This window comes from Caulobacter sp. FV2ps19 (assembly GCF_058681035.1).
Genome location: NZ_CM178729.1, coordinates 3,910,258 through 3,928,822 on the forward strand (window position 1 = coordinate 3,910,258; position 18,565 = coordinate 3,928,822).

Genomic DNA, 18,565 nt, shown 5'->3' on the forward strand with positions numbered 1-18,565 from the left:
ATCGACGCTGGATCGAGCCGCCCCGGGCAACCGGGGCGGCTTTTTCTTGGCCTAAGCCCCCGCCGACCAGGCCGCCGTCACCGCATTGGTGTCAGTGAGGATGGCGAAGTTCAGACCCATCACTTTCAGCGCCGCTTGGTGCACATCGGCCTCATAGGCCGCGCAAGCGTCCGCCGGAACGAAGACATGGAAGTCGCGATGGAAGGCGTCGCGCGCCGTGCAATCGACGCAGCACTCCGTGGTCAGTCCGCATAGCACCAGAGTATCAACGCCCCGCGCTCGCAGGCGACGTTCAAGGTCGGTGCCGACGAAGGCGCTGTAGCGGGTCTTTTTGATCACCAGTTCAGCGGCAAGCGGCCTTGGCCCCCAGAAGTCCGAACCGGTCTCGCCGACCCGGCAAAGGTCGCTCTCGATGGCGGGATCGCCACCACGCCGCGCCATCCGCTCGCGCCATGCCGGGGAATCGGTCGCGGGCGAGGTGAACAGGCCCGCGAAGATCACGGGCACGCCGCACGCCCGCGCGGCGTCCGCCAAGCGCTCGGCCGCGGCCAGGGCTGGTGCCATCGCTTGGATATCCACGCCCATCTGGCCGATCACACCCTGAGGCGCAGCAAAATCGACCTGCATATCGACAATGAGCAGAGCCGTCCGGTCGCGGGCGATCCAGTTTGGAGTCATGCGAAACGCCGCCTCAGGCCAGACCAGATCCGGTCATCGCAGGTCGCCAGGGACACCATCACCGTCTCCGCCATGAACGCACCCTTTCGCCAGGCACGATCCCATAAACAGACATGGTTCGATCAGGACCCAGATCAACCCTGTCGGCGCAGGTCTAAAGCATCGTGCGGAAAAGTGGCCGCCGATTTTCCGCAGAAACGATGCGAAACAAAACCCTAGAGCAAGGCGCGTGAGTCCGATTTCACGCGCCTTGCTCTAGCAAAGTCGCGGGGTACCAACCGCCGGCCATCATCCCACCGAGCCGACCTTGTTCATCGGGGGCTGTGGGGGCTTCATAAAAATGGCGGCGACGAAGACCACGGCGATCACTGCGGCGAACAGCTGAAAGGTCGGCGCAAAACTGCCCAACCGATCGCGCATGAATCCGGCGATGAACGGCCCGGCCGCTGACACCGCGCCGATCAGGCAAGTCAGCGAAAAGAGCTCCAGATTGCTGCTGCGACCATAGTAGTTCAGCAGCAGCACACTGACGGCCAGAACGGTCAGCCCGAAACCGACGCCGGCGCCGACCGCATAGAGCAGCATCAAAGGCACGGTAGTCGCCGAGGCCAGGGCCAGAAGACCGACCACCAGCATCCCCTGCGCTCCAACCAGCAGCCATTTGGGATCGACCCGATCCCCGAGAAAGCCTCCGCCCAGCCGAGCTGCGGTCTGCATCAGGGATTCCAGGCTCAGCATCTTGGCCCCGATCGCCGCGGCGGCGGCGGCGGCCAGGCCTGCCGCCACGCCGATCTCGGCCAGGTGGGTTACCGACACGCTGGCCACGGTGACGCCGGTGAGCAAATGGGTGAAATAGGCCGCCAGCAGGATGTAGAACTGCGGCGTGCTCAGCGCCTCCCGCACGGTCCACTCGTAGGCGGTGCGATAGACCCGGGCATGGGCGGGCGCCTCGCGGGCCGCCTGCTCGACCTCGACATCGACGTCATGAGCGGCGGCCGCCAGCCATTTGGAACCGCCGACCATGGCGGCGCAGACCAGCCCAACCGCGCCAGCCAGAACCGCCTGGATCAGCCAATAGGTTCGCCAGTCATTGCCGGTCGCGCCCATGATCGCCAGCGCCATCCAGGGTCCAGCCACGCCCCCCAGCGAGCCGAAGGTGAAATAGATCCCGAACGGCAAGGCCCGCTGGCGATAAAGCCCCGACAGGACATGGGTGCCCGGGATCAGGGCCGCCATCTGAAAGCCGATACCGCAGAGGGCCGCGCCTACATAGTAGCGCGTCAGGCTCTCGGCGCCCGCAAAGCCCAGCAGCCCTGCGGCCAGCACGGCCGAGCCCAGCAGCAGCGTCCCGCGCACGCCGATGCGGCGGATCAGAATGGCCGGCAGCCAGGACGAGGCGCCCGTCAGCAGACCCAGCACCGAAAAACCCAGAAACGCCTTCTCGAAGCTCCAGCCCAGCTCGCCGATCATCGTCGGCAGGACCACGCCCAGCGACCCGTAGGTCGAGGCGGTGATCAGAAACAGCAGCAGGCTGAAGCCCGCCAATAGCGCGATGCGACGCAGGTCTGGGGATTGCACGAGGTCAGAACGTCCGCTTGAGGGTCACACGCCATTCGCGACCCTTGCCGGGCAGCGCGCCCAGATTGGCATAGGTGTCGGCGTCCGGGGTGAAATAGAAGGCGTTCAGCAGATTATCGATATTGAGTGACGCGGTATAAGGCCCGCGCACCACATAGGCCGAGGCGTTGACCAGCTCATAGGCGGGATAGCGCACCGCGTTCTGCACCGTGCCGGCCGTGCGGCTGACATGGCTGACACCCACTGTCGCCCCGGCCTGACCCCAGTCATAGCCCTTACTGGTATAGGCGCCGTACAGGCTGACAACCGACTTGGGGATCAGGGTGTAGGCATAGTCCCCACTCCGCCCCGGCAGGCTGGCGAAGCTCCAGACGACATAGGAGCCGCCATAGGCGTCCGCGCCCGCCACACCGGCCGTATAGGCCGGAATGTACTGGAACGAGGTGTCTGGGCCCTTGAGGGTCGTCCGCTGGCTGTTGCCCGCGAAAGTGAAGCTGAGCTGTTCGGACGCCAGCCAACGCACCTCCAGCTCGACGCCCTTGGCGCGGGTCCCCTGAACGGTCGGCGGCGAACTGTTGGTCAGCTGGGTGCGGTTCTGACGATAGGCGGCCAGTGAACCGATCAGGGTCCCGTTCAGCAGCTGGAACTTGACCCCGGTCTCGGCGAGGTCCGAGCCCGACAGCCAGGAGCCGTCAGCCACCAGCGACGGGGCGATGTCGCCGCCCTGGCTCATCTCCAGGGCCGAAGCCTTGGCGTAGCTGATATAGGGCATCAGGCCCCAGGGGGTCTTGTAGGTCAGGCTGGCGTTCCAGGTCGCCTTGTTGCGGTCATCGCTTTGCTGGCCGACCACGGTGTAGCTGAGAAAGCCGGTGTCCTGGCTCTCGACGTCGTAGTGGTCATAGCGCCCGCCCAGAATCAGGTTCCAGCGGCCGGCCACGATATCAGAGGTGAAGAAGGCGCCGGTCTGGGTCCACTGGGAGCGGTTATCGTTCTCCCACTTCAGGCCAATGCCCCCCGGCTCATCGGTGAAGGGGCTATCGAGGGTGTCGGTCGGCGTCGCGCCATAGACGATGTCGCGACGGTCCAGGGCGATCAGGCCGCTGTTGTAGCTTTCGCGGCGGCGCCCCTCGAACCGACGATGCGACCCACCGACCAGGGTCGTGGCCCTGACCGCGCCCACGGTGGTCGGCAGGGCCAGGGTGACGCGGGCCTCGCTGACCTTGGCGTCTATGGCCGACGGGTAGCCGTAGGAGACAAAACGTTCGTTGTCCTGGCGGTCATGAAACAGCTGCAGCTTCAGCGTCCGGTCGCCGCCCAGGTCCCTGGCCAAATCGAAATAGAGCGTACCGGTGGTGGTCTTCGAGACGTCGGCCGGGCTGATATAGACCGTGTGACGGCTCAGCTTGGTCGTGCCGACGCCGATGTCCAGGCTATGCGCCGCGTCCGTGCCGCCGCCCACCAGATAGAGTGCGCTGGCATAGGGATAGTAGCCAACCTCGTTGGGCGTCAGTCGGCCATTGCCATCGGCGTCGACCAGGCTGGTGTCGCGGCCGGTGATGTAGGTGCGATTGTCGATCAGGTCCTGGGTCAGACGGTTCCAGCCGGGCGTCTGCACGTCGCCATCGGAGTGGTAGGCCATGCCACCAAAGGCCGTGCTCCAGCCGTTCGCCAGGTCGAAATCCGCCGACAGTTCCAGGGTCTGACGGCGCGGATAGAGGCCGCGATAGTAGCTGTGGCTATCCTCGACTTCGCCATAGGCATAAAGCCCGCCCTCGGCTGCGCCCAGGCTGAGCGGCGCCCCGAACTGGCCGGTCAGGAGCTTCTTGTTGTAGCTGCCGAAGGTGGCGGTGACCTGTCCTTCCGGCTGCGCCAGGAACCGGCCCTCGTCGCGGGCCGACTTGGGAATGAAGTTGACCAACCCGCCGACCTTCCCGGAGCCATAGACCGGGGTTGGCGGGCCGCGCAGGATCTCGATCCGCGACGCCCCGCCGATGGGCGTCGAATAGGTCCCGCGGTTCTCCACCCGTTTGAAGCCGCGAAAATAGTTCTCGGCCAAAGTGCCGCGAACATTCAGCGAGCCCGGCACACCGTAGAAGCTGGCGGTATGGGTTCCAGGCGAGACAGCCGAGATCCCGTCCAGGGTCTCGATCCCGAACCGCCCCAGCGTGAGATCGCTGACCAGGCTGGCCGAGCGCGGTGTTTCGATCAACGGCTTGGCGAGGCCAAAGACAGTGTCGGACGGCTGCTTCTCCAGCAGACCAGCCTTGTCGCGAGCCAGGACCAGCACGGGGTCGACCTGATCGGCGACCTGATCTTCGGCTTTGACGCTGGTGGCGGCGACCAGGGTCATCAAGCTGGTGAGGAGAAACGCGCGACGAAACGACATGGCAGAACAACCCCTATGCCGCGCGGTGAAGTGCGTTTCCGAGCGACGACACTGCACCATTTGGGAATGACGCAACGTTCGTCAAAATGCCTTCTGACATTTTAGATGAGATTGCGATGAAGCTGTGACGCTAAAGCCTCACCCTTTGAAAGGTAGGGGAATTGCCGATTGAAGCTGGGGAAGCTCTGGCGGCCCGCCTTTAGGCCGCGCCGACCGCCGGCCGCTGCACCGCCTCGGGCATGACGTTCAGCACACGCACCATCGCGGCCCGCGCGCCCGCGACATCGCCCTTGGCGATCACCCGGGCCACGTCGCGATGCTGCTCGATGTCAGCCAGCAATTCGCGCTCGGTCGCGCCGTTGAACGAGAACACCCAGAAGCGGGCGGCTTTATGCTGCAGAGGGATCAGAATGCGCGCCAGGGCGAGGTTCTGGCTGGCGCGAGCGACGGCGGCGTGAAAGCGTTGGTCCATGGCCACCAACAACGGCAGGTCGCGGTCTTGAGCCGCCGCCTCCCCGCCCGCAAAGGCGTCCAGGATCGCCTGCGCCTCGGCCTTGGAGGCGTGTTTGGCGGCCAAGCCCGCGCAATGCGGCTCGATCAGGGCCCGAGCTTCGTAGCCCTGACGTAGCTCCACCAGATCCAGAGGCGCGACCAGGGTGCCCGAACGGGCGCGGCGAATGACCAGACCTTCCAGCGCCAATCGTCCCAGGGCGTCACGAACGCCGGCCAAGCCGGCGTCGTAGCGCGCCGCCAGCGACTGTTCATCCAGCCGCGCGCCCGGCGCCAGTTCGCCCAGGATCAGGTCCAGCAGGATCCGCTCATAGACCTTGGCCTTCTGCAGATCGGGCGACCAGTCCTCCAGACCCGACGACGAACAGACGTCGAGCACCAGCATCCGCGAGCGGGCGTCATGGACTGTAGCGGATGACACGGATGAGGCTCCTGCGGAGGTTGAGCCTGATAGGTAAACTGAAATGTCACAATAGGCTAGGCGCTACGCGCGGCGCTCTCGCCCCCAGGATCCGGCGCCCCCAGGATCCGGCGCCCGCAGGGTCCGGCCGGGAAATACGCCCCCGACCGGGATCTCGCTCCGGTGGGGTGGAGCAAGATCATTCCGTGCGACGCGTCATAGGACCAAGATCAGGATCAGCCCGCAAATAAACAGCCAGAGGAACCCGCTGATCATGGTGGCCAGACCCCAACGCGAGGCCTTTTTGGGAATGTGCGAGCCCGTGACACGGTCCCGCTTTGCCACCATCACCACGTCGTCCATCCGTTGCCCCTGCGGATTTGTTTACGACTTGCGCGCGGCCAGCTCCCCTCCCGAGCGCCAGCTCAAATGAAAACTGGCACGTGTCGCGCCATTTGTTAAGGCGATAAACCTGCCATGGCGGCACAATCTTATGCGCGCCCAGGTAGCGGCGCATTCAGGGCCAGGACACCAGGCCGTCGGCCAGACTTCAGAACGCCGGCACCACCGCGCCTTCGTACTTTTGGGCCATGAAGGCGGCGACCTCGGGTGTGGTCAAAGCCGCCGCCAGCTTCTGGACGCGCGGATCGTCCTTGTTGTCGGGTCGACCGACCAGATAGTTCACATAGGGGCTCTTGCTGTCCTCGATCAGCAGGGCGTCCTTGGACGGGTTCAGCTTGGCGTCGAGGGCGTAGTTGGTGTTGATGATCGCCAGATCGACCTGGCCCAGCACGCGCGGCAGGGTGGCGCCCTCCAGTTCCTTGAATTTCAGGCCCTTGGGGTTGGCGGCGATGTCCTTCAGGCTTGACAGCGGATTGGCCGGGTCCTTCAGGGTGATGACGTTGTTGCGCGACAGCAGCAGCAGGGCCCGCCCCTCGGTGCTGGCGTCATTGGGGATGGCCACGGTGGCGCCCTGCGGCAACTCGGCGATCGTCTTGTACTTGGACGAATAGGCGCCGATCGGCTCGATATGGACGCCGACGATCGGAATCAGGTTGGTCCCCTTGTCGCGATTGAAGGTCTCCAGATAGGGCAGCGTCTCGAAATAGCTGACGTCGATGCGCTTCTCGGCCACCTGGGTGTTGGGCTGCACATAGTCGTTGAAGACCTTGATCTCGATCTTCAGCCCTTGGGCGGCCAGCTTGGGTTTGATGAACTCCAGCACCTCGGCGTGCGGGATGGCGGTGGCCGCGACGGTCAGGGTGTCGGCGGCGCTCGCGACGGGTTTCTGGCCGCACGCGGACAGGGCCCCAAGGCTCAGCGTGGCGGCGGCGAGGCTGAGGGCGATGAAAGCGCGGCGGGCGACCATGAACGGCTCCGAAAAATCAATGACGTGAGGGTTTTGCCCCGGTTCGGCGCATCGACGAAGCAAGATTTGCTGAACGGGGCCTCTGGATCGCTTGACGCGCCGCCCGAACAGGCCGCCTGAGGGCGCATGGCCAAGGAAACCGTCTACATCGTGCAAGCCTATATCGCCGGTCGCGGCAAGGCGCTGAAGGCCGAGCAGCAGATCGGTTGCAAGGACGCCGCCGAAGCCCGCCGCAAGGCCGAGCGTCTAGCCCCTCTGCGTGAGGGCGTCGTGGCCTTCGCCGCCTCGGCCGATGTCGAGCTGGGCGATTATGACGAGAACCCCGACATCCTGTTCAAGGCCGGCCGGCTGCCGTTCCCGTTCGATCAGGCCTGATCCAGGTCTTCGTCATTGGCGGGCTCATCGGGCGCGCCATGGATGGCCCAACTGACCACGAAGTCGGGAGTGTCGCCCTCCAGGCTGGTGACGCCCGCCTCGGCGGCGGCGATATTTGAAGTCTGGGGCGGCAGGGCGTAGGTGTCGCCGTCATGCTCTCCCAGCAGATCCAACAGGATGCCGTCATGGGCGTCGGCTTCGATCACCACGCCGAAAAACTGCTGGCGCTCGGTCACGTCGCCGTCGTCGTCCAGGAAGGTCAGGCCCACCAGCAAGGTCTTGCCGATCAGGGTCTGGGCGAAAGCCTCGTCCCAGTGCTCGCGCGGCGGCTCGGAGAGAATGGGAATGTCGTCGGTCATGGCCGCCTTCTAGCGTCCGGGCCTCAGAATGGAAACGCCGTGCGTCCTTCGAGGCCCGCTGCGCGGGCGCCTCAGGATGAGGATTTCAGAAAAAGCCTTCCTCATCCTGAGGTGCGAGGCTTAGCCGAGCCTCGAAGGACGCACGGCCTCACCGATGCGACACTCGCCGCACCACCGTATCCCCGACCATCTGCAGCGCCTGCACCAGCACCAGCAGCACCACCACCGTGACCACCATCACATCGGTCTGGAACCGCTGATAGCCAAAGCGGATCGCCAGATCGCCCAGGCCGCCGGCCCCGACAACCCCGGCCATGGCGGTATAGGACACCAGGGCGATGGCGGTGACCGTGGCGGCCGCGATGATCCCGGGCATGGCCTCGGGCAGCAGGGCGCCCATCACCACCTGCCGGCGCCGGGCGCCCATGGCGAAGCTGGCCTCGATCACGCCCTTGTCGACCTCGCGCAGGGCGGTCTCGACCAGGCGGCCGAAGAACGGCGTAGCGCAGCCCACCAGCGGCGGGATCGCCCCGGCCACGCCCAGCGACGTGCCGACCAGGGCCACGGTCAGCGGGATCATCACGATCAGCAGGATCACGAACGGCACCGAGCGCAGGATATTGACCACCAGCGACAGCGCCCCGTTGGCCAGGCGGTTGTCCAGCATCTGCCCCTTGCCGGTCAGGAACAGGATCACGCCCAGCGGCAGGCCCAGCAGCACGGTCAGGACCATCGAGCCGCCCAGCATGGCCAGGGTGTCGAGCGTCGCCCGGGCGATCTCCGACCAGTCGATATTGCCCATCACGCGCCCTCCCCGATCACAACCGGATCAACCCGCACGCCCGACGCCTGGAACTGGGCGATGGCCGCCTCGACGTCGCCGCCGGTCAGGGCCAGGGTCAGCTGGCCATAGGGCGTCTCGCGCAGGCGATGGATGCGGCCGCCCAGGATCGAATAGTCGACGCCCGTGGCGCGGGCCACCTCGCCCAGCACCGGCTTGTAGGTCGCCTCGCCCCTGAAGGTCAGGCGCACGACCCGGCCGGCCAGCACGGCGCCGGCGGCGGGTTCGCCATCGGCCTCGCGCACGAAACGGCGCGCGGTGGGACTGGCGGGATGCAGGAAGACGTCCTCGACAGGCCCCTCCTCCACGACCCGCCCGGCCTCCAGCACCGCCACCCGGTCGCAGACCCTGCGCACCACGTCCATCTCGTGGGTGATCAGCACGATGGTCAGGCCCAGTTCGCGGTTGAGGCCCGAGACCAGGTCCAGGATCTGCTCGGTGGTCTCCGGGTCCAGGGCGCTGGTCGCCTCGTCGCACAGCAGCACCTTGGGCCCGGTCGCCAGGGCCCGGGCGATGCCCACGCGCTGCTTCTGGCCGCCCGACAGCTGGGCGGGATATTTGGCGGCGTGTTCGGACAGGCCCACACGCGCCAGCAACTCAGCCGTTCGCGTCCTGACCTCCGCGGCGGGCCGCCCGGCCAGCTTCAGCGGAAAGGCCACATTGTCGGACACGGTCTTGGACGACAGCAAATTGAAGTGCTGGAAGATCATCCCGACGCGCCGACGCAGGTCGCGCAGGCCCTCGACGCCCAGGGCGGCGACGTCGTCGCCATCCACCACCACGCGGCCGCCAGTCGGCTTTTCCAGGCCGTTGATCAACCGGATCAGGGTCGACTTGCCGGCGCCCGAGGCCCCGATCACGCCAAACACCTCGCCGGCCTTCACCGACAGCGAAACCTCGCTCAAGGCGGGATGGCCGCCTTGAGCATAGGTCTTGGAAACGGCCTCGAAGGCGATCACGTCGTCTAGGATCCTTAGTTCTTGGCGTCGCGCGGCGGCGCGTTCTTCACATACTTGTCCATCCAGGCGCTCATCTCCCAGAGGGTGTGCATGACCGACTCGCGCGCCCGATAGCCGTGAGCCTCATTGGGCAGCACCACGTAACGCACCGTCGCCCCGGCTCCCTTCAGCGCGGCATAGAACCGCTCGCTCTGGATCGGGAAAGTGCCGGAATTGTCGTCAACCTGACCGTGGATCAGCAGGATCGGCGCCTTGACCTGGGTGGCGTAGGTGAACGGGCTCATCTGGGTGTAGGTGTCGGTCGCTTCCCAGTAGGTGCGCTGCTCGGACTGGAAGCCGAACGGCGTCAGGGTGCGGTTATAGGCGCCCGACCGCGCGATGCCGGCTCGGAACAGATTGGTGTGGGCCAGCAGGTTGGCGGTCATGAACGCGCCATAGCTGTGGCCGCCGACCGCGATCTTGTCGCGATCGGCCACGCCCAAGGCCACCACAGCATCGACCGCCGCCTTCGCATCCGCCGTCAGCTGCTCGATATAGGTGTCGTTGGGTTGGGCGCCATTGGCGCCAATGATCGGCATGGCCGGATCGTCGAGAACCGCATAGCCCTGGGTCAGCAAGAACAGGTGGCTGGAGCCGCCAGGCCGCGTGAAGCGATTGCCGGTGTCCACAGTCTGACCGGCCACCGCAGCGTCGGTGAACTCGGCCGGATAGGCCCACATCAACAGCGGCAGCGGACCGTCCTTGGCCTTGTCATAGCCAGCCGGCAGATACAGCGTGCCCGACAGCTTCACGCCGTCGGCGCGAGCATAGGTGATGGTCTGCTTGGTCACCCCGGCGAACTGCGGCGCGCGATCCGGGAAGGCCGTCAAGGCCTTGGCCTTGCCGTTCTTCACAGCCCGTATGAAGTAGTTGGGCGCGTCGGTCTTGCTCTCCCGACGGGTGATGATGGTCTTGCCAGCCTCGTCGGCCAGGGCCACCGGCGCCTCATAGTAAGGCGCGGCCGATTGCCATTGGCGGGTCGTCTTGCCGTCGGCCAGGTTCATCACGCCCACGAACGGGAACTCGCCCTTGGCCGAAGCGCCCGCTCCGGTCACGAACACGCCCTTACCGTCCGACGTGAAGTGCAGCACATCTTCGCCTTGGGCGTTGCGGCGACTGACCGGCGATCCAGGATTATTGTACTTGTCCTGATAGTTGCGCTCGAGGATCAGGCGGCTGGTTCCCGGCTTTGACGGATCGAGCGCGATGCGCTTTTCCTTGCGGGTCTCGAACCAGCGGGTCGTCAGCATCGCGAAGTCGGCGTGTCCCCAGTCAATGCCAGCATAGCGCGCATCGATGTCGATCAGGGTGGCCGGAGTGTCGGCGAACGGCGCGGCCGACATCAGCACCCGGTCATGGACGGCGACCTTCTTCCGGGAATCGCCACCATCCTGCGCTTCCGCCCAGACCAGGGTGGCGGGCGCATCGCTGCGCCAAGAGACCGACCGCGGCCCGACCGACACCGCATCGAAGGCGGCCGGCAGGTTGTCGGCCAGCGGACGATCGGTCACGAGCTTAACCTGTTTGCCCTCGACCGAGAGCACGGCGATCTCGGTCGGGAAGCGGCTGGCCGGGACCAGATAGCTGTAAGGCCGCTTGAGTTTGGTGGTCAGAATATACTGGCCGTCCGGCGAGGGCGTGACGCCGGAATAGACGCCGGGCGCCGCCACCGGGCTCAGAGCGCCGTCGGCCAGGTTCACGCGGACCAGCTGGCTGGTGAAATAGTAGTCGAACAGGGCCTCGTCGTGCTCAGAAGCCAACAGGTCCTGATAGGTGCGGATGGCCGCCGTGCGGCCGCTCGACTGCTGGATGATCGGCCCCTTGGGGGTGATGTCCTCCACCGGCGCCGCGCCACGACCGGCGGGGATGGTGGTGACCATCAGGCCCTTGCCGTCCGGCAACCAGTCATAGCTGGAGCTGAACGCGGCGTTGACGCGCAGCCCTTCGATCTTGCGGGCGGTCGCCGTCTTGCGGTCGGCGACCCACAGCTCCAGCCCCTGCTGGCCATCGAACACGAAGGCCAGGCGGGCGCCGTCGGCCGACCACTGCGGATCCATGAAGCGGGCGCCGGCCGGTAGGGCCACAGCCTTCACGGCGCCGGTGGCGACATCCTCAAAGGCCAGGCTGTTGAGCCACACCGCACGCGCTTCGATCGGACCGTTGCTGCGCGGATTGATCCGATAGCCGCCCAGGCGCAGGATCGGCTCGGACACCGCCGCGATCGAGGGCAGGTTCTCGCGGCCCAACACGGCCATGGTCGCCCGCTCGGGGCTGAGGCTGACCACCGGAGTCTGGGGGGCGTCGAGGATCTGGGCGATCGGCGCGGGCGGAACCTGATAGCCCGTCTGACCCGCCGCCAGAACCGCGCCCCCCGAAAGAGCCGACAGGGCGACGGAGGCGGACAGCGCCACAAGACGCCGGCGGAAGCTGTTCTGGATCATGTGGCGCCCCTCGATACTGGTGTAGCGCCCTGCCCCCCCAAATGGACCGGACGCGTCAAAGGGGGGCAGGATTATGCGCGGAGGACGCGCAGGGGAACGGTAATTCGTCGCCGACCGTCCGGCTTGTGCGTTTTTCGAGCGTACAAGCCGGACCCTGGAGCGCCGCGATCAGGGCTGCTTGACCACCGCCCCGCCCTTCATCACGAAAACCGGCTTTTCCAGCACCGTGACATCGGTCAGCGGATCGCCGCCGACCGCGATCATGTCGCCATAGCGGCCGACGGCGACCTGGCCGACGTCCTGGGTCTGGCCCAGGGCCTGGGCGGCCGTCAGGGTGGCGGACTGAATGGCCTGCAGCGGCGTCGCGCCATAGCGCACCATCACCGCGAACTGCTTGGCGTTGTCGCCATGCGGATAGACACCGGCGTCGGTGCCATAGACCATCTTCACGCCCGCCTTCAGGGCCTTCTTGAAGTTCTGGCGCTGGATCTCGCCGATGTCGCGATCCTTGCGCAGATTGTCCTCCAGCACGCCGTTCTTCTTGCCCTCAGCCTGGGTGTAGTCGGTATTGTAGATGTCCATCGCGAAATAGGTCCCGTGCTGGACCGCCAGCTTGATGCCCTCGTCGTCGACGAGGCTGGCGTGCTCGATGGTGTCGATCCCCGCCAGGATCGCGGTCTTGATGCCGGCCGCGCCGTGGGCATGGGCCGCGACCTTCAGGCCGGCCATGTGGGCCTCGTCGGCCACAGCGGTCATCTCGGCCAGGGTCAGCTGCTGCTGGCCCGGCTCGTCGCCGCGCGAGAACACCCCGCCCGTGGCGCAGATCTTGATCACCTGGGCGCCGTATTTCTTGAGCGTCCGCACCGCCTTGCGGGCCTCATCGGGGCTGTCGATGTTGTAGGGGGCCTTCTGGTCCATCGACGGCGGGAAAAAGGTCGAGTCGCAGTGACCGCCCGTGGCGCCGATCGCGTAGGTGGCCGTGACGATGCGCGGACCCGGGACCAGGCCCACATCGATCGCCTCGCGAAGGCCCACATCGTTGAAGTCGCTGGAGCCGACATTGCGGATGGTGGTGAAGCCGGCGTTCAGGGTGACCTTGGCGTTATACGTCTGGATGACCGACCAGAACCGGTCGGTATGCTCCAGCGAATTATAGCCGCCATATTCGGCAAGGCCGTCGATATGGGTGTGCGTGTCGATCAGACCCGGCAGCAGGGTCGCGCCCGGCAGGTCGATGCGCTGGGCGTCGGCGGGCACAGCCACCTCGCCGGTCTTGCCCACGGCGGTGATGCGGCCGTCGGTGATCACCACCGTCGGATTGTCGAGATATTTGCCTGTCGCCACGTCCAGCAGCCGCGCGGCGCTGACCGCCTCGACTTGCGCCGCCTGAGCGGACGCGCCCGCACAGAGCGCGCCCGCGAGCGCCAGAGCCTTGATCCAGATCCGCATGTTCCGTCCCCGTCCTTGATTCAGGACCGGGACGCTAGCATGGGATCGGCGGACGTCGAGGGCGGATCGGGGCGGATCACCGCCTCCGGATCACTTCGCCTTGGCCGGCGTCTGGATGCTTTCCAGATAGGCGATCAGGTCCACCACCTGCGACTCCTCCAGCACAAATTGCGGCATCTGCGGGTGACCGTTGGAAATGCCCTCGGCGAAGGCCTCCTGGAGGTTGGCCACGGGATAGCGCTGACCCAGGGTTCGAAACGGCGGGGCGGGTGAGACCGGGCTTTCGCCGGTCGGGCCAACGGCGTGGCAGGCCGTGCAACGCGCCTCGACCAGCGCCTTGCCCCGGCTCACCGGATCGGCGCCGGCTACGGCAGGCACGCGCACGATCGCCGGCTCCGCCTGGCGGCCGACGGCGGGATTGGGCGACGCACAGCCTGCGACCAGCAGGACGCTCAGGATCAGGAACCGGCGCACGAGACTCTCCAGGATCAGACGCTCCCGCCACACTGGGACAGGACGGCGGGACGGGCTTTGATCCCGGTCAAGCCTACCCTAGCACGTCCGCCGCTCCCCGCCGCCGTCGAACCGACGGGGCGCCCAGCCTTGACCCTGAGACTGGCGGTCCTGTCTAGTCGAAGTCAGGAGCCGTTTCCGTGCGGAGTGCGTTTAGACCGGATGTCATCCCATACCCTTCGCCTGCAAGACCTGCCGTGGATTCCCGCCTGGACGCCGGACTGGATGATCAGCCTGGGCCTCGCGGTCCTGGCGGTCGCCCTGGCGATCGCCGCGCACACGGTGCTGGTGCTCATCGTTCGCCGCACCTTGGCCAACCGCGACGCGTTCTGGCCCGCCCTGGCGGTTCGCGCGCGGCGCGGTACACGGATGGCGCTGATTTCGGCGGCCTTGACCGGAGCTGTGTCGATCGCTCCGCTGACCGCAGGCCAGGCCGCCGACGCGCGGCAAGTGCTGGTGATCCTGTTTATCCTTCTGGTCGGCTGGATCGTCATCACCGGCCTGGACATCAGCGCGGCGCTCTATCTGAGGCGCTTCCGGGTCGATGTCGAAGACAACCTCCTGGCGCGCAAGCACCTGACCCAGGTGCGGATCCTGCGTCGGGCCGGCGCTGTCATCGTCGGGCTGATCACCGTCGCCCTGGCCCTGATGACCGTGCCCGGCGTACGGCAATGGGGCGTCAGCCTGCTGGCGGCGGGCGGCGCGGCCAGCCTGATCGTCGGCCTGGCCCTGCAGCCGCTGCTGACCAATCTGATCGCCGGCATCCAGATCGCCATCACCCAGCCCATCCGTATCGATGACGCGGTCATCGTCGAAAACGAATGGGGGAATATCGAGGAAATCAACGCCACCTATGTCGTCGTGCGGCTGTGGGACTGGCGGCGGATGATCGTGCCCCTGAGCTACTTCATCCAGACCCCGTTCCAGAACTGGACCCGGGAGTCGGCCTCGTTGATCGGCACGTCCATGCTCTATGTCGACCACGCCGCGCCCATCGACATCCTCCGCGCCAAGCTGGAAGAAATCGCCAGGGCCTCCAAGCTGTGGGACGGACAGGTGGTCAATCTGGCGGTCACCGACATCACCGCCCAGGTGCTGCAAGTGCGCTGCCTGATCAGCGGGCGCAGCGCCCCGGCGGTGTTTGATCTGCGCTGCGAGGTCCGCGAGAAGATGATGGCCTTCATCGCCGCCGAACTCCCCGCCGCCCTGGCCCGCCAACGTCTGGGCTTGGGCCTGGGCGATCAAGCGGGCGAGCCCCCTCAAAGCCTCGATCGCGCCTAGAGCGCATCTCTGCCCTCTCGACGCGGAAACCCCGGTCGCGTAAGGCCATCCCGCTACCGGGGGACATGGCGGAACTGGTAGACGCGCCGGACTTAAAATCCGTTGGAGCAATCCGTGTGGGTTCGAGTCCCACTGTCCCTACCAGCCGGCCCCGATTGCCAGAACGCCTGGCGATCGGGGCTCTGGGCGGTCAGAATTCCAGACAGATCTTGCCGAAGTGCTTTTGCGAGATCTGCAGGGCGAAGGCGGCGGCCAGGTGGTCGAGGCCGTGAACGGAATCGATAACCGGCAGGATGGCGTTGGCCTCCAGCGCGGCGATCATGTCCTCCTGGTCCTGACGCGACCCCACTGTGACGCCCTTGAGGGTGATGTTCTTGGACATCATCAGCGCCGTGGGCACCTCGCCCGAGACGCCGGTCAGCACACCGATCAGCGCAATGTGACCACCGATCCGGCAAGCCTGGTTCGACTGGGCCAGAGTGCCGGGCCCGCCGATCTCGACCACCGCATGGACGCCGCCGGTCAGGCGGGCGGCGGTCGCGCCCCATTTGGGATCTTCGCGATAGTTGATCAGGTGGTCCGCCCCCAGGGCCTTGAGCCGCTCCAGCTTCTCGGGCGAGGACGAGGTGGCGACCACCGTCGCCCCGGCGGCCTTGGCCAATTGCAGGGCGAAGATCGACACCCCGCCCGAACCCTGAACCAGAACCACGTCGCCCGGCCGGATGCGCGCCTCGACCATCAGGGCGCGCCAGGCCGTCAGGGCGGCGCACGGCAAGGTGGCCGCCTGGGTCATCGTCCAGCCGCGCGGCAGGCGGGTGAAGGCGCTCTCGGACATGGCGACATATTCAGCGCCGAAGCCGTCGGCATGGTCGCCCGGCACGCCCTTCAGCCGCTCCAGAGTTGGATCGCCGGCGCTCCAGTTGGGGAAGAAGGTCGACAGCACGCTGTCGCCAACGCCGAAGCGGCTGACGCCATCGCCGACCGCCACCACCTCGCCGGCCCCGTCCGACATCGGAATGCGGCCGTCCGTCGTCTTGATCATGCCCGCCGCCACGGCGAAGTCATGAAAGTTCAGCGACGAGGCCCGCACGCGAACCAGCAGTTGGCCGGGCCCCGCGACCGGATCGGGCCGCTCTTCGATGACGATGTGGTCCAGCCCGCCGGGGGCCTTGATTGCCGCCACCTTCATGTTGCTCTCCCTGATTTTGTTGTTCTTGTTGTTGATTGTGGTCGAACGCCTGAAGACGGCTGTTCAGGCCCCTAGCTGGCTTCGATCCGTTCGATCTGGGCCGCGCCGACCTCGGTGAGCGCCGCGACCAGTTCCTCGACCGCCACGTCGACCTCAGCCGGATCACGGCCGCGCACGACGAGGTTGGAGCCATAGACGTCGGGCGGGCTGAAGAACGGATAGCTGCCCAGCGACATGTCGGGATGCAGCTTGGCCACCGCCTCCAGCGGCGCGGCGATCAGGCCCTCGCCCGAGCCGGTGACGCGGACCGTTCGGCTGATCACCACCGCTCCGGTGCGCAGGCGCGGCCCGACATCCTCGAGCATGCCGCGCATGATCGCCGGCACCCCGGCCAGGACAAACACATTGCCGATCTGGAAGCCTGGCGGACCCTGAACCGGGTTCTTCACCAGGCTGCCGCCCTCGGGCACGTGGGCCATGCGGCGGCGGGCGGCGTTGGGCTCGCCCCAGCGCTCGCGCAGCATGGCCATGATCTCGGGATGCTCCGGCGCGGTGACGCCGAAGGCCTTGGCCACCGAGTCGGCGGTGATATCGTCATGGGTGGGGCCGATGCCGCCGGTGGTGACCACATAGTCGTAGCGGGCGCGCAGGGCGTTGACTGCGTCGACGATGTCCTGCTCGACATCCGACACTACCCGGGCCTCGGCCAGGTCGACGCCATAGGTGGCCAGATATTTGGCGATGGCGCTGAGATTGACGTCCTGAGTGCGCCCCGAGAGGATCTCGTCGCCGATGATCAGCACTGCCGCCGTCACCCGATCCTTGCTGGTCGTCATCGCCGCGCTTCCCTACATCACATCATCGCTTCGCCTTCCGACTTAGGGCCCCCATGCTGCTCCCGCAACCGCTCGTTCGCGGCCGTCTGGTCGCGCGCTACAAGCGCTTCTTCGCCGATCTGGTGCTGGACGACGGTCGGGCGATCACCGCCCACTGCCCCAATCCCGGCGCCATGCTGGGGGTGAACCAGCCCGGACAGCCCGCGTGGGTGTCGTGGTCGGACGATCCCAAGCGCAAACTGCCCTGGACGCTGCAGCTGGTGGAGGCTGCCCATGAGCCGGGAAGGGGCGGGCTGGTCGGGATCAACACCATGCTGCCCAACAAGCTCGTCGCCGAGGCCCTCGCGGCCGGCGCCATCCCCGAACTGGCCGGCTACGCGACACTGCGGCCTGAGGTGAAATACGCCGAGGCCAGCCGGGTGGACTTCCTGCTGACGGGGCCGGACCGGCCGCCCTGCTGGCTGGAGGTCAAGAACGTCCACCTCTCCCGCACGCCCGGCCTGGCCGAGTTTCCCGACTGCGTGGCGGCGCGGTCGACGCGGCATCTGAAGGACCTGGCGGCCCAGGTGGCGCGGGGTGATCGGGCCGTGGCGCTTTTCGTGGTGCAGCGGGAGGATTGCACGGCGTTCAAGGCCTGCGCGGATCTTGATCCAGCGTTCGCGCGGGGGCTGGACCAAGCGGCGGAAGCTGGGGTGGAGATCCTGATCCGCGCCTGCGAGGTGACGATCAACGGGGTCCGCATCACACGCCCGCTGCCATGGCGCCCTTAACCCACATGACACCGATTTAAGCTGCAATCGGCTCGCATCTGACCCACTGTCGCGGCGAACCTTGGGGATCGTTCGACCATGAAAGTCCTGACCGCGGCGACGCTTGCCCTCGCCCTGGCCCTGTGTGCGTGCGGCCCCAGGACTGACGGCAAGGAAAGCGGCATGATCACCGCCCTGCGCGCCGTGTTCGCCTTCAAGGCCTGCACCGGCAAGCTTGAGGACCAGTTCGGCCTGGGTCCGGTGTCCAGCGTCAACTCCAACGACATGGATCCCGTCGCCGTGGGCAAGCCGGGTGAATGGGATGTGAAGTTCACCGCCGACATCACCGAAAAGAAGTCCGGCCGGGTGACCCGCTACAAGGGCGTCTGCCACGTGCGGCGCGACAAGCCCACCAGCCTGGAGGCGCGCTTCATCGAAGAGGTCAAGCCCGCCGCCACGCCCGGGATCGCGCGGCGCATCAAACCCTGAGCCAGCGCGCGCGAAGGTCGCGGCGACAGGCGCGCGGTCCTTGAAGATTCGTGCTATAGAGCCACCTTCAGTTCCTCCGCCCGCCGCGCCCTCCCCGATCAGGGCGGTTACCTCTTCGAGTAAG

Annotated in this window: 18 protein-coding genes and 1 tRNA gene; 5 read left to right on the forward strand and 14 right to left on the reverse strand. The window is 66.6% G+C overall.

The genetic code is table 11. The annotated features are described in order from the left end of the window. Positions 1–51: 51 nt before the first annotated feature. From ACW18B_RS18580 to ACW18B_RS18605, 6 genes are all read right to left on the reverse strand, one after another. Entirely contained in the window at positions 52–678 is a 627-nt protein-coding gene (locus tag ACW18B_RS18580) for a cysteine hydrolase family protein (protein WP_492048483.1), read from the reverse strand. Positions 679–966: 288 nt separating this feature from the next. Beyond that, positions 967–2,256 carry an MFS transporter gene (locus tag ACW18B_RS18585; RefSeq protein ID WP_492048484.1) on the reverse strand — a complete coding sequence of 430 codons (1,290 nt, stop codon included), beginning with the start codon at positions 2,254–2,256 and terminating at the stop codon, positions 967–969. Between the two features lie 4 nt (positions 2,257–2,260). Further along, on the reverse strand, positions 2,261–4,642 hold the full coding sequence (locus ACW18B_RS18590; protein WP_492048485.1) for a TonB-dependent siderophore receptor: 2,382 nt from the start codon (positions 4,640–4,642) through the stop codon (positions 2,261–2,263). A 199-nt stretch (positions 4,643–4,841) separates the two neighbouring features. Continuing rightward, positions 4,842–5,537 carry a GntR family transcriptional regulator gene (locus ACW18B_RS18595; protein ID WP_492051785.1) on the reverse strand — a complete coding sequence of 232 codons (696 nt, stop codon included), beginning with the start codon at positions 5,535–5,537 and terminating at the stop codon, positions 4,842–4,844. A 231-nt stretch (positions 5,538–5,768) separates the two neighbouring features. Further along, positions 5,769–5,915, reverse strand: coding sequence for a hypothetical protein (locus ACW18B_RS18600; protein WP_492048486.1), 147 nt, complete (start codon positions 5,913–5,915; stop codon positions 5,769–5,771). Between the two features lie 187 nt (positions 5,916–6,102). Further along, on the reverse strand, positions 6,103–6,921 hold the full coding sequence (locus ACW18B_RS18605; RefSeq protein WP_492048487.1) for a MetQ/NlpA family ABC transporter substrate-binding protein: 819 nt from the start codon (positions 6,919–6,921) through the stop codon (positions 6,103–6,105). 126 nt (positions 6,922–7,047) lie between these two features. On the opposite strand from ACW18B_RS18605, the gene ACW18B_RS18610 reads away from it, so the two are divergent. After that, entirely contained in the window at positions 7,048–7,296 is a 249-nt protein-coding gene (locus ACW18B_RS18610) for a hypothetical protein (protein WP_492048488.1), read from the forward strand. Here ACW18B_RS18610 and ACW18B_RS18615 read toward each other — a convergent pair. The 6 genes from ACW18B_RS18615 to ACW18B_RS18640 form a co-directional block, all read right to left on the reverse strand. Then, positions 7,287–7,655, reverse strand: a complete 369-nt coding sequence (locus ACW18B_RS18615) for a hypothetical protein (RefSeq protein WP_492048489.1) — start codon at positions 7,653–7,655, stop codon at positions 7,287–7,289. The two genes, ACW18B_RS18610 and ACW18B_RS18615, sit on opposite strands and share 10 nt — an antisense overlap. Positions 7,656–7,803: 148 nt before the next feature. Continuing rightward, positions 7,804–8,457 carry a methionine ABC transporter permease gene (locus tag ACW18B_RS18620; protein WP_492048490.1) on the reverse strand — a complete coding sequence of 218 codons (654 nt, stop codon included), beginning with the start codon at positions 8,455–8,457 and terminating at the stop codon, positions 7,804–7,806. Then, the gene (locus ACW18B_RS18625) at positions 8,457–9,455 is read right to left on the reverse strand and encodes a methionine ABC transporter ATP-binding protein (protein WP_492048491.1); all 999 of its coding nucleotides are present in this window, start codon (positions 9,453–9,455) and stop codon (positions 8,457–8,459) included. The genes ACW18B_RS18620 and ACW18B_RS18625 overlap by 1 nt, the downstream gene beginning before the upstream one ends. A 14-nt stretch (positions 9,456–9,469) precedes the next feature. After that, a complete protein-coding gene (locus ACW18B_RS18630; RefSeq protein WP_492048492.1) occupies positions 9,470–11,935 on the reverse strand; it encodes a S9 family peptidase in 2,466 nt (821 codons plus the stop codon). A 168-nt stretch (positions 11,936–12,103) separates the two neighbouring features. Further along, positions 12,104–13,384 carry a Xaa-Pro dipeptidase gene (locus ACW18B_RS18635; protein ID WP_492048493.1) on the reverse strand — a complete coding sequence of 427 codons (1,281 nt, stop codon included), beginning with the start codon at positions 13,382–13,384 and terminating at the stop codon, positions 12,104–12,106. A gap of 90 nt (positions 13,385–13,474) precedes the next feature. Then, the gene (locus ACW18B_RS18640) at positions 13,475–13,858 is read right to left on the reverse strand and encodes a c-type cytochrome (RefSeq protein ID WP_492048494.1); all 384 of its coding nucleotides are present in this window, start codon (positions 13,856–13,858) and stop codon (positions 13,475–13,477) included. A gap of 201 nt (positions 13,859–14,059) precedes the next feature. On the opposite strand from ACW18B_RS18640, the gene ACW18B_RS18645 reads away from it, so the two are divergent. Together ACW18B_RS18645 and ACW18B_RS18650 are read left to right on the forward strand one after the other, a co-directional pair. After that, on the forward strand, positions 14,060–15,178 hold the full coding sequence (locus ACW18B_RS18645) for a mechanosensitive ion channel family protein (RefSeq protein WP_492048495.1): 1,119 nt from the start codon (positions 14,060–14,062) through the stop codon (positions 15,176–15,178). Between the two features lie 59 nt (positions 15,179–15,237). After that, positions 15,238–15,322 (forward strand) — tRNA-Leu (locus tag ACW18B_RS18650). A gap of 46 nt (positions 15,323–15,368) precedes the next feature. Here the strand turns inward: ACW18B_RS18650 and ACW18B_RS18655 are convergent. Both ACW18B_RS18655 and ACW18B_RS18660 read right to left on the reverse strand, forming a co-directional pair. Continuing rightward, a complete protein-coding gene (locus ACW18B_RS18655) occupies positions 15,369–16,367 on the reverse strand; it encodes a zinc-dependent alcohol dehydrogenase family protein (RefSeq protein WP_492048496.1) in 999 nt (332 codons plus the stop codon). A 71-nt stretch (positions 16,368–16,438) separates the two neighbouring features. Continuing rightward, complete coding sequence (locus ACW18B_RS18660; RefSeq protein WP_492048497.1) at positions 16,439–17,203, reverse strand: competence/damage-inducible protein A; 765 nt, start codon at positions 17,201–17,203, stop codon at positions 16,439–16,441. 53 nt (positions 17,204–17,256) lie between these two features. On the opposite strand from ACW18B_RS18660, the gene sfsA reads away from it, so the two are divergent. Both sfsA and ACW18B_RS18670 read left to right on the forward strand, forming a co-directional pair. Further along, positions 17,257–17,973, forward strand: a complete 717-nt coding sequence (gene sfsA / locus ACW18B_RS18665; RefSeq protein ID WP_492048498.1) for a DNA/RNA nuclease SfsA — start codon at positions 17,257–17,259, stop codon at positions 17,971–17,973. 78 nt (positions 17,974–18,051) lie between these two features. Continuing rightward, the gene (locus ACW18B_RS18670; RefSeq protein ID WP_492048499.1) at positions 18,052–18,441 is read left to right on the forward strand and encodes a hypothetical protein; all 390 of its coding nucleotides are present in this window, start codon (positions 18,052–18,054) and stop codon (positions 18,439–18,441) included. Positions 18,442–18,565: the final 124 nt, after the last annotated feature.

What these genes read in the sequence shown, in the direction of transcription:
- ACW18B_RS18580 (WP_492048483.1), bottom strand. Translation starts at nt 678, where the DNA reads ATGACTCCAAACTGGATCGCCCGCGACCGGACGGCTCTGCTCATTGTC.
- ACW18B_RS18590 (WP_492048485.1), bottom strand. Translation starts at nt 4,642, where the DNA reads ATGTCGTTTCGTCGCGCGTTTCTCCTCACCAGCTTGATGACCCTGGTC.
- ACW18B_RS18595 (WP_492051785.1), bottom strand. Translation starts at nt 5,537, where the DNA reads ATGCTGGTGCTCGACGTCTGTTCGTCGTCGGGTCTGGAGGACTGGTCG.
- ACW18B_RS18600 (WP_492048486.1), bottom strand. Translation starts at nt 5,915, where the DNA reads ATGGACGACGTGGTGATGGTGGCAAAGCGGGACCGTGTCACGGGCTCG.
- ACW18B_RS18605 (WP_492048487.1), bottom strand. Translation starts at nt 6,921, where the DNA reads ATGGTCGCCCGCCGCGCTTTCATCGCCCTCAGCCTCGCCGCCGCCACG.
- ACW18B_RS18610 (WP_492048488.1), top strand. Translation starts at nt 7,048, where the DNA reads ATGGCCAAGGAAACCGTCTACATCGTGCAAGCCTATATCGCCGGTCGC.
- ACW18B_RS18615 (WP_492048489.1), bottom strand. Translation starts at nt 7,655, where the DNA reads ATGACCGACGACATTCCCATTCTCTCCGAGCCGCCGCGCGAGCACTGG.
- ACW18B_RS18620 (WP_492048490.1), bottom strand. Translation starts at nt 8,457, where the DNA reads ATGGGCAATATCGACTGGTCGGAGATCGCCCGGGCGACGCTCGACACC.
- ACW18B_RS18630 (WP_492048492.1), bottom strand. Translation starts at nt 11,935, where the DNA reads ATGATCCAGAACAGCTTCCGCCGGCGTCTTGTGGCGCTGTCCGCCTCC.
- ACW18B_RS18635 (WP_492048493.1), bottom strand. Translation starts at nt 13,384, where the DNA reads ATGCGGATCTGGATCAAGGCTCTGGCGCTCGCGGGCGCGCTCTGTGCG.
- ACW18B_RS18645 (WP_492048495.1), top strand. Translation starts at nt 14,060, where the DNA reads ATGTCATCCCATACCCTTCGCCTGCAAGACCTGCCGTGGATTCCCGCC.
- ACW18B_RS18655 (WP_492048496.1), bottom strand. Translation starts at nt 16,367, where the DNA reads ATGAAGGTGGCGGCAATCAAGGCCCCCGGCGGGCTGGACCACATCGTC.
- ACW18B_RS18660 (WP_492048497.1), bottom strand. Translation starts at nt 17,203, where the DNA reads ATGACGACCAGCAAGGATCGGGTGACGGCGGCAGTGCTGATCATCGGC.
- sfsA (WP_492048498.1), top strand. Translation starts at nt 17,257, where the DNA reads ATGCTGCTCCCGCAACCGCTCGTTCGCGGCCGTCTGGTCGCGCGCTAC.
- ACW18B_RS18670 (WP_492048499.1), top strand. Translation starts at nt 18,052, where the DNA reads ATGAAAGTCCTGACCGCGGCGACGCTTGCCCTCGCCCTGGCCCTGTGT.